This window comes from Novosphingobium sp., assembly GCF_037133355.1.
Taxonomy (GTDB): domain Bacteria; phylum Pseudomonadota; class Alphaproteobacteria; order Sphingomonadales; family Sphingomonadaceae; genus Novosphingobium.
Map to the genome: position 1 here is coordinate 60636 of NZ_JBAXOI010000002.1, position 12524 is coordinate 73159.

Below are 12524 nucleotides of genomic sequence, written 5' to 3' on the forward strand. Positions count from 1 at the left end.
GCCCTGATTCCGAAAAGCTTGTCGCTCCTCGCGGCTTGCCGCGGCGCGCCGTTGCGCGGCGCGTCGCAGGGCTTTGCATTAGAATATTCTTGACAGAATATATATATTCGTTTGAGTATATTTGTACTCCGACGGCGTTGCCGAGCGGCAGGATCCGGAAGGTGAATCATGGTAACTGGCGAAAGCAAGCCCGACTTCGATGCCGTCGTGATCGGCGCCGGCGTAACCGGAATCTATCAGACCCATCTGCTCGAACAGAGCGGCCTGACCGTCTGCGGCATCGAGGCGGGGGCCGATGTTGGCGGCACGTGGTACTGGAACCGCTATCCCGGATGCCGGCTCGATACCGAGAGCTATGCCTATGGCTACTTTGCGCTCAAGGGCATCATTCCGGAGTGGGACTGGCAGGAGCGCTTCGCCTCGCAGCCGGAAATGCTGCGTTATGCCAACCGCGCCGCCGACGCGATGGACGTCCGCAAGCTCTATCGGTTCAATACCAAGGTGGTCGCCGCGCATTATCAGGATGCGGGCAATGTCTGGAACGTCACGCTCGATGATGGCAATCTGCTCAGCTGCCGCCATCTGATTTCGGCCACGGGCCCGCTGTCAGCCACGAGAATGCCGGACATCAAGGGCATCGACGCGTTTCAGGGCGAGGCCTTCCACTCGTCGCGCTGGCCTGTCGATGCGGACGGCCTGCCGCGCGACATAGATTTCACAGGCAAGCGGGTCGGGATCATCGGAACCGGCGCGACAGGCGTCCAGATCATCCCGATTGTCGCGGAGAGCGCGGGCGAACTCTTCGTGTTCCAGCGCTCGCCCAACTGGTGCACGCCGCTGGGCAACACGCCGATCAGCAAGGACGAGATGGCCGTCATCCGCAAACGCTATCCCAACATCCTGGAATACGTGAAGGTCACTGACACGGCGTTCCCCTATCACCGTGACCATCGCAAGGCGATCGATGTGTCCGCCGAGGAGCGCGAGGCCTTTTTCGAGGAGCTCTACAACCAGCCCGGCTACGGCATCTGGCTCAGCGGCTTCCGCGACTTGCTGGTCAACAAGGAATCGAACAGGTTTCTCGCCGATTTCGTTGCCGGCAAGATCCGCCAGCGGGTCAAGGACCAGCGCGTGGCCGAGAAGCTGATCCCGACCGATCACCCCTTCGGCGGCAAGCGCGTGCCGATGGAGACAAACTACTATGAGGCCTACAACAAGGCCAACGTCCACCTAGTCGATATCCGCGAAGCGCCGATCGAGGAGATCACCGCGAGCGGCATTCGCACGGCCGACGCGTTCCACGCACTCGACGTGATCATTTTCGCGACAGGCTTCGATGCTGTAACCGGTTCGCTCGACCGGATCGACATTCGCGGGAAGGGCGGAAAGCGGCTCAAGGACGCCTGGGCCGATGGGCCGACGACGTTCCTCGGCCTTCAGGCGCGCGGCTTTCCCAATTTCTACACGCTGGTCGGCCCGCACAACGGATCGGCCTTCTGCAATGTTGGCGTGTGCGGCGGGCTGCAGGCCGAATGGGTCACCCAAATGCTGGTGTACCTCACCGCCAAAGGCCTCAGCTTTGCCGAACCTTCGCAGGCTGCGGAAGACGAATGGACGGAATCGATCTACCGCGATTTCGCCCGGACACTGCTGGCCGAGGCCAATGCCTGGTGGGTCAAGACGACGACGAAGCCGGACGGGTCGGTCGTGCGCCGCACGCTGGTTCACGTCGGCGGCGGCCCCGAATATCGCAAGCGCTGCGAACAGGTGGCCTACCACGATTACGAAGGCTTCGAACTGGCCTGATATCAATCAACATTAACGTTGACAGCTGCGCCCACGCGCTTCATTCATGGTCGCGGCAAGCGATGACGGGGAGAGTTTCGCCTTGATATTCAGCGAGTGGTCCGAGGTTGCGCCACTGCCGGATCTGCTGATCCGCAGCGCGGTGCGCCATCCTGACCGGCATGCGCTGGTCATGCCTGACCTGACCCTGAACTATGCCGAACTGCGGGATGCCTCGATCGAGATCGCTCGGGGCATCATCGGGCTGGGCCTGCCCCCGCGCGCGCATGTCGGCATTCTCGCCAACAACAGCCGCGAGCTGGTGACTTCGCTATTCGGGGCCGCGCTGGCCAATTGCGTGGCGGTGCCGCTCAATGCCCGCCACAAGAGCCGCGAGCTGGGCTTCATCATCGAGAACGCCGATCTCGCGCTGATCCTGACGACGGCGGCAGACACGCGCTTTGTCGATTTTCGGTCGGTGCTGGCGGAGGCCCTGCCCTCGCTTGGAACACGTGTGCCCGGCGCGCGCCTCTCGCTGACCGAGGCGCCCCTCCTGCGCGGCGTCGTGGTGCTCGAAGGCGATGCGCCCGCAGGTTTTCTTTCGCGCGCGGACTTCACCGCAGCCGCGCAGGAAGTCCCCGTCAGCGCGGTCGACGCCGCCCGGCGCGCGACCCGCCTGCGCGATACGGCCTTCATCATCTACACATCGGGCACCACCGCCAATCCCAAGGGCTGCCTGCTCTGCCACGAGGCCGTTACACGCGGTCCGGTGGAGCGCGCCAGCAGCCGCTTTCGCGCGCGCGAGCATGACGTGACGTGGGGGGGCGGCCCGCTGTTCCATATCGGCTCGCTCGCTCCGTTCATCGGCGTGATCGGCACTGGCGGGACTTACGTGACCGATGTGTTCTTTGATGCCGGGCGCGCGCTTGATCTGATGGAACAGGAAAAGGTTTCCGTCGCCTGGCCCTGGTTCCCCGCCATATTGCAGCCGCTGCTCGATCATCCCGCATTCGATCCGGGTCGCCTTGCGACTTTGCGCAAGGTCTTGCTGATTGCGCCGCCCGCGCTGGTGAACCGCGTCCAGCAGACATTTCCCAAAGCCGAATTCATGCAGGCCTGCGGCATGACCGAGACCGCCGGGATCTTCGCCCTGTGCGCCCCCGACGAAACGCCCGAGCAGCGCGCCATCAGTCAGGGCAAGCCCGTCCCCGGCATTGCGGTGAAGATCATCGAGCTCGAAAGCGGCGCGGAAGCCGCACCCGATGTCGTGGGCGAGATTCTCGTCCGGGGCTATTGCGTAATGGAGGGCTACTACCGCGCGGCCGAGAAGACGGCCGAGGCGTTGGACGCGGAAGGATGGCTGCATACAGGCGATCTCTATGCGCGCGCTGCGGACGGGCAACTCACCTTCCATGGCCGTGCCAAGGACATGCTTAAGGTCGGCGGAGAGAACGTCGCGGCGATCGAAGTGGAAGCCTATCTGTGCAGCCACCCAGCGGTAAAACTGGCCGAGGTGGTCGGACGTCCCGATCCGCGGCTCGACGAGGTTCCGGTCGCATTTGTCGAGCTTCGCCCCGGAAAGTCCGCCGGCGAACAGGAACTGATCGACTTCTGCCAAGGCCGCATTGCGAGCTACAAGGTGCCGCGCGCGGTGTTTTTCATGAACGATGGCGAATGGCCGATGTCCGCCACCAAGGTCGACAAGCGGGCCCTGCGCGCGAGGCTCTAGTCAGCGCTTCTCCATGCCGCTGAAGAAGATCTCGCAGAAGGCGTTCGAAATCTCCGGCGCCGAATGCGCGCCGCCCGGCTGGTACCAGCGGTGCGTCCAATTGAGCATGCCGAACACGGCATTGGCGGCCACCGAGACGGCGATGTCATCGCGCATCTCGCCCTTCTTGATGAGCTCGCTGATCAGACTGAGGACGATCTTCTCGAACGTGCGGGTCTTGGCCACGATGCGCTGCGCCCAGGCGCTCTTCTCGCTGGTTACCCGGCTCATCTCTTCCTGAATGTAGACGTACATATGCGGGTAATACTGGTCGTACGCAGACATGAGCTGCGTGATGACCGCGCGGAGCTTTTCCCGGGGCTCAAGCGCCTCATCGGCAAAGATCGCCTCGCAGGCCGCGATATTGGCTTCAACCCCGACGCGCAAGCATTCGCGAAACAGCTCTTCCTTGCTGCCGAAATAGTAATAGACCGTAGCCCGATCGAGCCCGGCCTTGTGGCCGATCTCGGCAAGAGTGGTTGCCTTGAAACCGTGCGTCTTGAATTGCCGGCCGGCAATTTCAACGAGTTCTGCGCGCTTTGCCAGATAATCGGAACTGCCCTCTTCAAGAGCCGACTGCCGTCTTTTGGAAATATTGCTCGTGGTTGCCATGCCCCGAGGCCTATCGACCTCGCGCTTGGCTGACAAGGTTGATCGGTTCACCGGATCAGGCTCCAACAATGGCTCGGCGATCGACGATCTCGAGGCCAAATCCCTCCAGTGCCGCCATCTTCCTGCTGCTCGACGTCAGCAGTGCCATCCGACCGACGCCAAGATCCTTCAGGATCTGCGCCCCGATGCCGTAATCGCGCTCGCTCGACATGCGCGCATATTCCTCGCGGCCACCAAGGACCCGGCGCGAGATGGACGCCCGGTCCGGATCCTGGACAAACACCGCAACAGCGGGGCCGTCGTGCTGTGCCATCTGGCGCAGGGCTGCCGGCACATAGTCCGGATGCGCATTGCGATAACCCAGCAAGTCGGCGGTCAGATCGAACTGGTGGACGCGAACCAACGTGTCCGCTTCGGGCGTAATCGCTCCGCGCACCAGCGCCACATGCTCGCCATGATCCACCAGATCGCGGTAGACATGGATCGTGAAGCTGTCTCCGTAGTGGCTGTCGAACGGTCCGCTGGCGACCCGCTCGACCAGCGTCTCGGTTCGCCTGCGCCAGGCTATGAGATCGGCGATCGTGCCGATCTTCATGCCATGCTCGGAGGCGAAAGGGACAAGGTCGGGCAGGCGTGCCATCGTCCCGTCGGCGTTCATCACTTCGCAGATCACGCCAGCCGGGATCAGGCCGGCGAGACGAGAGATATCGACCGCCGCTTCGGTATGACCGGCGCGCACCAGCACGCCGCCGTCGCGCGCGATCAGCGGGAACACATGCCCGGGCGAGACGAGATCACGCGGCCCGCACTGCGCATTGATCGCCACCGAAATCGTGCGGGCGCGGTCAAATGCGGAAATGCCGGTCGTCACGCCCTCACGCGCCTCGATCGAGACGGTGAAGGCCGTTCCATGCCCCGAACGGTTGTCGCTCGACATGGGCGAAAGCTCAAGATCGCGGGCACGCTGCGCTGTGATCGCGAGGCAGATCAGGCCGCGCGCATGGATCGCCATCTGATTGATCCGCTCGGGCGTCGCGAACTGCGCCGGGACAATGATGTCACCTTCGTTCTCGCGGTCGTCCGCATCGACCAGGATGAAGGGGCGACCGTTGCGGGCTTCGTCGATGATTTCGTCGATAGTGGCAATCGCGGCCATCTCAGGCTCCTTGGTTCGCAAGTTCGGGGGCGGCGTACCGCATGGGAGGAAGACCGCCGCTGAAATCGCGAACATAGCCTGTGTTGTCGTGCGCGGTTTCGAATGCAGCTCCGCTGTAGCTGAAGCACGCGCCGAACCGGGAGGGTTCCTCGGCGACGCGGCGCGGGCTTTGACTGTCGACCAAATAGGCCCGCCCACGCGCGACAAAGACGGCCATCTGGGCCATGCGCCACAGGTCGGCCTCGTCTGGTGGAATTGCCGCCTGAACCCAGCGGATGAACCCGCCGAACAGGACCTGTCCGCGATGGTCTGCCGGCTCGACAATGATCTCGTCCCGCAGAACCCACGCCAGCACAGGTTTGCCATGCACATGCAGCACCAGCCGCTGCTCGCCCGATGCATCCCGATCCGTGAGGGCAATCTCGACGATGCCGCTATGCTCATGTTGCGCCAGCCAGTTCAGGCCCAGCCGTGCCAGTTCAACAAGATGTGTACACTGCCCGCCGCGCTCCTCGGCAGATAGTGCCAGCGTGGCAAGAGGGCGGCCGATCAGCGCGCGCAGCGCCGCGACCGCACCCGGACAGCTGGTCTTGGGAAAGCGGTCCATACGGGCCGCGGCATTGGTGATGGCATGACCATCGACGGTGAGAGAGACAACCATGTCGTGATAGTCGTCAAGCAGCGCCACATCGATCCCGTCCGCCCGCCGCGTGAACGTGATCCGGCGCCGGTAGACGCCGGTCCCGTAAGCGGGATTGGGCGGATAGTGGATGAGGTTGGCAGACATGCGGCCGTCAGCTTGCGGCAGCGAACCGGCCGTACGCACCCTTGAAGAACAGGAGAGGCCCCACCGCGCGCTCGACCGCCAGCGTTTCGACCCGGCCCAGCACGATGGTGTGGTCACCGGCATCGATCTCGTCGGCAATGGCGCATTCGATATGCGCCACGACACCGTCCAGCAGCGGCAGGCCACGCCGCGAGAGGCGGTGCGAGGTGCCTTCGAACTTGTCACCCCCGCGCGAGGCGAACCGGCGGCACAGATCGATCTGGTCGTCGGCCAGCACATTGACGCAGAAATAGCCGCCGGCGCGAACCAGCGGCCAGCTGCTGGATCCGCGATCGGGGAAGAAGGCTACCAGTGGCGGATCAAGCGAGACCGATGTGAAGCTGCCCACCACCAGACCCGCAGCTTCGCCATCATGGCTAACCCCGGTGATGACGCAGACCCCGGTCGGATAGTTGCCGAGGACGGAGCGGAAGTGGCCCGGATCAATCTCGACCCGGATATCGGTGTCGCCCGCTTCTGTCGCGCCATCCCCCTCCATGTCAGCGGCCCGTCCACACCGGCTTGCGGCGCTCTGCCCCCGCCAGTTCGCCCTCGCGCTTGTCGTGGCTTTCGGCGTACTGCTCGATTTCCTCGAAGCGCGTCATCAGCGCGATTTCGAGCGGATGGCCCAGACGGCCAAGCGCGGCGGCCTTTGCCGCCTGATTGGCGAGCGGCGAGGCTGCGGCGACCTTGCCCGCCCACTTCTGGGCCGTGGCTGCCAGATCGGCAAACGGGACGACCTCGTTGACGAGGCCAAAGCGCTCGGCGACATCGGCCTTGATCCGCTCGCCGGTCAGGATCATCGCCATCGCGATATGGTGGGGCAGCTGCCGCATGGCGCGGTGCACGACCCCGCATTCGCCGATGATGCCGACCTTGGTCTCTGGCAGGCCGAATTGGGCGGTTTCGGCCGCGACGATGATGTCCGCGCACATGGCCAGTTCGAAGCCGCCGCCGACACAGAAGCCCTGCACCGCCGCAATCAGCGGCTTCTTCAGCGTCACCAGCGGTCCGCCGATCCCGGTCAAGCCGCCGGCGAGCGCCATGCGCGTCTTGCGCTCCGCGCCGCCCGTGACGTCGGCCCCGATGCAAAAACCCTTCTCGCCTTCGGCCGAGAGGATCGCGCACCAGATATCCGGATCGGCGTTGATCGTGTTCCACGCGTCCAGCAGGAGGTCATCCATTTCCTGCGTGATCGCGTTGAGACCCTGCGGGCGGTTGAGGTGGACATGCGCGACATGCCCCTCGATGGTGAATTCGACGTCTGCCATGATTACTCCTTGGGCGCGACGAGCGGGCTCGTCGGCGCGACTTTGAACTGCTGGATGACGGCCTTGAGGCCCTGTTCCTTCATGCGCTGCCGGATCTCGAGTACGGCCGGAGCCATGTGGAGCAGCGCATCAATCTCAGCGATGCCGGACAAGGCCTGACGGAACCCCGCCGCCTCGGTGGCGCGGTTGATCGAGAGCTTCTTGAGCCGCAGCACTTCCGGCGGGGTCATGGCGATCCGCTGCGCCAGCGATCGCACCGCCGGAATGAGCTCTGCAGCAGGGACGCAGTGGTTTGCCCAGCCCCAGGTCACCGCGGTCGGTCCGTCGATCCAGTTGCCGGGCACGAACGCAAATTCCTTCGCACGCTTGGGGCCGACCAGACTGACCCAGGTCGGAGCGATGAAACCGCCGCCGATGGGGATTGTCGGCTCGCCGATGCGCACGTCGTCGGCGACAACGGTGATATCGGTGAACACGCACATCTGAGCCGCAGCGGCGAGGCAGAAGCCGTGCACCGCCGCGATCACCGGCTTGGGATGGTCCCACATCAGCAGCCAACGCTCGACATTGGCGCGAAGGCGGGCCTGATCGGCCATCGGGTCAGCAGGCCCGCTATCCCCTGCCCCATAGCTGCCAAGGTCCATCCCGGCGCAGAACCCCTTGCCCTCGCCGCGGATGGCGATCACCTGTCCGCCCTCGTGCTTCAGCCTTCCGAGCGCATCGGCAAACTCATCGAGCAACTGCGGCGACAAGGCATTGGCCGCCTCGGGCCGATCGAGCACGATCCAGCTGAGCGCCTCCTCGTGCTCGATCCGGATCGTGGCATAGTCGCTCGCCATTGCGGTTACTCGACGCGCCCAATGGGGTTCGCGGCCCGCACGTGGTAGTCCGTCGCCATCGTGGTCTTCAGAATGCGCTGCTTGAACTTCCACTGGCCGTCCCGCTTGACGATAACGTCATGGTACTGGCCGTAGAGAACACCGTCCGGGCGTTCCTTGGTGTAGCGGTGGATGGCGAGCACCGCCGCGCGCAGCGTCACCTCGGTGTCGCTGATCCAGTCGATCACGATGTTCGAGACGTGGTGCGAGGTCGCGCGGAAGAAGGTGCCGATGCCGTCGAGCGTCTTGGCGTAAGCCTCGATCCCGGTCGCACCGAAATTCGGGGCGTAGCTGACTTCGCAGTCCTCGACGAACAGCTCGATCATCTTCTCGGGCATGTTCATGTCGAGGTAGTAAGCGTAGTCGAACACGATCCGCTCGATCGCGCGTTCCTCCACGATCCGGTTCAGTGCGCTTGCTACATCCACGACATCTCTCCTTTTTTATTCAGTAGGTTGAGCCTGACAACCCGGCCTCTGCCAGCATTTATTCGGCGGGCCATGCCAGCCCGCTCAACCATCTCGTCGCCTTGGAAAATCGGATGGCAGCGGCTCGGCGCCGGGCCAGCGGACGTTGAGGGCGCTCGTCAACGAGGCCTCGACGCCGGACCAGGGCGCCATGTGAACGACCTTCATGGCGCGGACGGCAAGCCGCCATTCCCCATCCTCGCGCTCGTAGCGGTCGATGTAGCGGACTGCTCCGAAGTAAGTCGCTTCGCCGAGCCCAAGTTCGAGATGGGCGCAGACGAGGCCGTCCGCCGCATCGGGTCCGTCAAAACGGATATGCACATGGTGCGGTGTATGGACGGTTTGGCCCATTCCGGCCCGCGCCGCCTTCAGGACCGCGACGATCCCGTCGCGCCCATCGGCATCTTCGAAACCCGAGGCTTCAAAACGTGCCGATCGGGTGAAGCACTGCGCCAGCGCGGCATAGTCGTCATCATCGGCCGCAAGGAAGTAGCCCGCGACCAGATCCTGAATCGCCGCCCTGTCCTCCAGTATCCTGATGCGCTCTTCCAGCGACGGCACGGCCCGACTCCCCAACTCTCCCGACCGATATGGGCAAGCCTGAAAGTCCAGTCAACACATAAGTTGACAGATTCAATTCGGATCGGCAAAGTCTTGGCATGACGGACATTTCCATCGCCGTACTGCGCGAAGAAGCCGATGTTTTGACTGCCGCGATCGCCAACGGCGAACCGCTCGATCCGCTGGGGGCTGCGCTCGTCACGCTCGCTGTGGCGGCCTCCGTAACAGCTCTGGAACGGTCTGCCGTTGCTGCCGCGATCACGCAGTGTTTCGATGCCGGCGCATCACCCGCGCAAGTGCAGGAAGTTCTCGCGCTGACCTCCGGCCTTGGCGTTCACACCCTGATGGTCACAGCCACTCAAGTCCTTGAAGTGGCCAGTGCACGGGGCCTGATCGATGCCGAGGCGACGCTCGATGCCGACCGGCAGGCGCTCTGGGATCGTCACGTCGGAACCGACCCATTCTGGACCGGATTTTCCGCCGAACTGCCTGGTTTCCTCGAAGCGATGTTGCGGCTTTCACCCGATCTCTTCACCGGCTTCTTTGACTACTGCGCGATCCCATGGCGCAGCGGCACCGTCCGTGCCCGGATCAAGGAGTTAGCGGCGATGGCCTGCGATGCCGCGCCGAGCCACCGGTTCCGCCCCGGCTTTCGCGTGCACCTCAAGAATGCCATCGCGCTGGGGGTCGGTCGACGCGCAATCCTGCAGACACTCGACATCGCCGCCGCGGCGCCGGAGCACAGCGGCACCGATTGATCACCCGGCCTGGGGGACGTCCCAGACGAGCGGTACATCATGCACCGCGACAACGGTCCCGGGCTGATAAATTGGCTTTGCCCCTTCTGCGAGACGGAATTCCGGAATTCGCTTGAGCCATTCCTGCAGGGTCACGGTCGCCTCAAGCCGAGCCAGATGCAGCCCGGCGCAGCGATGCGGCCCGGCGGCAAAGGTGGTGTGCGTGATGTTCTTGCGCTCCCAATCGAGCTCCCAAGGATTATCGTTCTCTTCCTCGTCGAGCCCGCCCAGCGCCGTCGGAAGCAGCACCATATCGCCCGCCTTGAGCGTGATGCCGCGGTAGACCTGATCCTTGGCCACCATCCGCGCATCGGAAACCACCGGGAACCGCCGGAACAGTTCCTCCACCCCGCGCCGCAGCTTCAGTTCATCGTCCCGCACTTCGGCCACCTTTTCTGGGTGGCGGGCGAGATAGATCATGAAGAAGCTAAGGAAATTGACCACCGTATCGAGCCCGCCGAGCAGGAGCAGCGCGACAAGGCCGACCGCCTTGTCGTGCGAAATCCGCTCGCCATCGATCGTGCCGTTGACCATGACCGTGATCAGGTCATCGCCGGTCCCGCCGATCCGCTCGCGGATCACCGGTTCGACATAGGCGAAGAAGCCCTGATTGGCAGCATCGAGCAGCGCGGCGACTTCTTCCGGGGAGTTGCCTTGCGGCCGGGTCATGTCATCTGACAACTTGACCAGCATCGGCACGTCTTCCATCGGCAGGCCGGCCATCGCCATGAACACCCGCACCGGGAAGATGGCGGCGAAATCACGCGCGAAATCGCACTTGCCCAGCGGCACCAGCGGCTCGATCAGGTCGATCGCGGCCTGACGCACATTTTCCTCGATCAGGCGGATCCGCGCTGGATTGAGTCCCGTGTCGAGCAGCTTGCGATAGGGCGTGTGTTCGGGCGGATCCATGCGGGTCGGCACCATCAGATACTTCTCGCCCGCTTCCTTGGGCAGGAAGATGACCTCGCTCGAGAACCGGGTCGGGTCTTCGTAGACCTCGCGGATCACGCTGCCGCGCGTGGCAATCCAGTGCCCGCCGGTCAGCGGGGTCCAGACCAGATCGGGCACGTCCGGGCCCTGGATGCGCTTCCAGGCCTCGTGAAAGCCATCCTCGATGCCATCGAGCGCATACATGTCGATGTCGCGGACGAGCGCCTCGGGAACATGGGCCGGGCGGGCGGCACGAACCCGATTATCGGCAACAGCTGCTTGCGTCATGGAATGTCCTTCCGTGCGTCAGTTGATTTCGGGATCGATGATGGCCTTGATCACCGCGCCGGCTGCCGTCGCCTCGAGTGCTTCCAGCGCCCCGGCAACGCCGAACCGGTGGCTGACGATTTCGGCCAGCGGATATTCTCCATTGAGCCGCGCCGCGAGGTGCAAGGCCTGGTGGAAATGCTTGGGCTTGGCGAAGGTCGCTCCGGCGATTGTCAGGTTCTTGATCGTGAGGTCGCGCGGGGAAATCGGCTGCGTGCCGATGGCCCCCCACAGGCCAAGGATGATGTAGCGGCCATGATTGCCGGCGATGTCGACGCCTTCGGGGAAAGCCGGCAAGGCGCCTGCAGCCTCGACCACGATGTCCGGCCCGTTGGGCGCGACCCGGTCGTAGATCTGCCGGCGGCGCTCCTCGGGGCTGTCCTTCAGCGAGACGGTCGCGGTCGCGCCCAGCGAGCGGGCGATCGCGAGGCGGTTCTCATGCATGTCAACCGCGATCACTTCCCGCGCGCCCGAAAGCTTCGCAAGGAGGATGGCGGAGAGGCCGACGGGGCCGGCCCCTTGCACCACCACGGTATCGCCCATGCGGACCGGGCCGCAGCGGTCGAAACCGCGCAGCGCCGTCGGCAGCGCGCAGCCCAGTGCGATCACCGCATCGACCGAGGCGCCATCGGGAAGCCGGAAGAAGGCAAGGCCATTGGGCAGCCATGCAAAATCAGCGTAGCTGCCCCAGTTGGGCTTCGCCGCATGTTCAAAGAAGGTGGAATTGTCGCAAGGGGTCTCGTCGAGCACCGTGCAACTGTGGCAGCGATGGCAGAGCGCGATCGGCGCCCAGTAGACGAGGTCGCCCGGCTTCAAGGCAACCCCGGCATAGTCGGTGGTCACGCCGGCGCCGAGCTTCTCGATCCGGCCAACGCCTTCGTGGCCGAGAATGATCGGAAAGGGCATGACACCGGCTTCACCGGACATGATGTGGACGTCGCTGCCGCAGACGCCGCCCGCCACGATGCGCACCAGCGCGCCGCCCGGCTCGGGATCGTAGACCTCGACATCCCAGGTCTCGACCCGATTGGGTTCGACCAGCACGCATGCTCTTGCCTTGCTCATCGCTCTATCCTCTCAGCAGCCCGGTGATGGCAGTCGCGATGCGCCTTGAGACCATGCGGCTGCCATCCCGGGATCATT

At 64.2% G+C, this 12524-nt stretch carries 13 protein-coding genes; 3 read left to right on the forward strand and 10 right to left on the reverse strand.

Going from position 1 to position 12524, the window contains the following annotated elements:
- The first annotated feature begins 168 nt into the window (after positions 1-168).
- Both WCL10_RS02525 and WCL10_RS02530 read left to right on the forward strand, forming a co-directional pair.
- Entirely contained in the window at positions 169-1806 is a 1638-nt protein-coding gene (locus WCL10_RS02525) for an NAD(P)/FAD-dependent oxidoreductase (protein WP_336894048.1), read from the forward strand.
- A gap of 46 nt (positions 1807-1852) precedes the next feature.
- On the forward strand, positions 1853-3514 hold the full coding sequence (locus tag WCL10_RS02530) for a class I adenylate-forming enzyme family protein (protein WP_336894049.1): 1662 nt from the start codon (positions 1853-1855) through the stop codon (positions 3512-3514).
- Here the strand turns inward: WCL10_RS02530 and WCL10_RS02535 are convergent, their stop codons facing one another.
- The 8 genes from WCL10_RS02535 to WCL10_RS02570 all read right to left on the reverse strand — a co-directional run bounded on the left by WCL10_RS02535 (position 3515) and on the right by WCL10_RS02570 (position 9324).
- The gene (locus tag WCL10_RS02535) at positions 3515-4165 is read right to left on the reverse strand and encodes a TetR/AcrR family transcriptional regulator (RefSeq protein WP_336894050.1); all 651 of its coding nucleotides are present in this window, start codon (positions 4163-4165) and stop codon (positions 3515-3517) included.
- 55 nt (positions 4166-4220) lie between these two features.
- On the reverse strand, positions 4221-5321 hold the full coding sequence (gene ribB, locus WCL10_RS02540; RefSeq protein ID WP_336894051.1) for a 3,4-dihydroxy-2-butanone-4-phosphate synthase: 1101 nt from the start codon (positions 5319-5321) through the stop codon (positions 4221-4223).
- 1 nt (position 5322) lies between these two features.
- On the reverse strand, positions 5323-6108 hold the full coding sequence (locus tag WCL10_RS02545; protein ID WP_336894052.1) for a DUF2889 domain-containing protein: 786 nt from the start codon (positions 6106-6108) through the stop codon (positions 5323-5325).
- A 7-nt stretch (positions 6109-6115) separates the two neighbouring features.
- Positions 6116-6646, reverse strand: coding sequence for a flavin reductase family protein (locus WCL10_RS02550; RefSeq protein WP_336894053.1), 531 nt, complete (start codon positions 6644-6646; stop codon positions 6116-6118).
- 1 nt (position 6647) lies between these two features.
- Entirely contained in the window at positions 6648-7418 is a 771-nt protein-coding gene (locus WCL10_RS02555) for an enoyl-CoA hydratase-related protein (protein ID WP_336894054.1), read from the reverse strand.
- A gap of 2 nt (positions 7419-7420) precedes the next feature.
- On the reverse strand, positions 7421-8257 hold the full coding sequence (locus tag WCL10_RS02560) for an enoyl-CoA hydratase-related protein (protein WP_336894055.1): 837 nt from the start codon (positions 8255-8257) through the stop codon (positions 7421-7423).
- Positions 8258-8262: 5 nt separating this feature from the next.
- Positions 8263-8724, reverse strand: coding sequence for a nuclear transport factor 2 family protein (locus tag WCL10_RS02565; protein WP_336894056.1), 462 nt, complete (start codon positions 8722-8724; stop codon positions 8263-8265).
- Positions 8725-8808: 84 nt separating this feature from the next.
- Complete coding sequence (locus WCL10_RS02570) at positions 8809-9324, reverse strand: nuclear transport factor 2 family protein (protein WP_336894057.1); 516 nt, start codon at positions 9322-9324, stop codon at positions 8809-8811.
- 98 nt (positions 9325-9422) lie between these two features.
- Between WCL10_RS02570 and WCL10_RS02575 the strand changes: the two genes are divergently transcribed.
- Positions 9423-10082, forward strand: coding sequence for a carboxymuconolactone decarboxylase family protein (locus WCL10_RS02575; protein ID WP_336894058.1), 660 nt, complete (start codon positions 9423-9425; stop codon positions 10080-10082).
- Here the strand turns inward: WCL10_RS02575 and WCL10_RS02580 are convergent, their stop codons facing one another.
- On the reverse strand, positions 10083-11342 hold the full coding sequence (locus tag WCL10_RS02580) for a cytochrome P450 (protein ID WP_336894059.1): 1260 nt from the start codon (positions 11340-11342) through the stop codon (positions 10083-10085).
- A gap of 18 nt (positions 11343-11360) precedes the next feature.
- Entirely contained in the window at positions 11361-12446 is a 1086-nt protein-coding gene (locus tag WCL10_RS02585; protein WP_336894060.1) for a zinc-binding dehydrogenase, read from the reverse strand.
- Positions 12447-12524 lie beyond the last annotated feature (78 nt).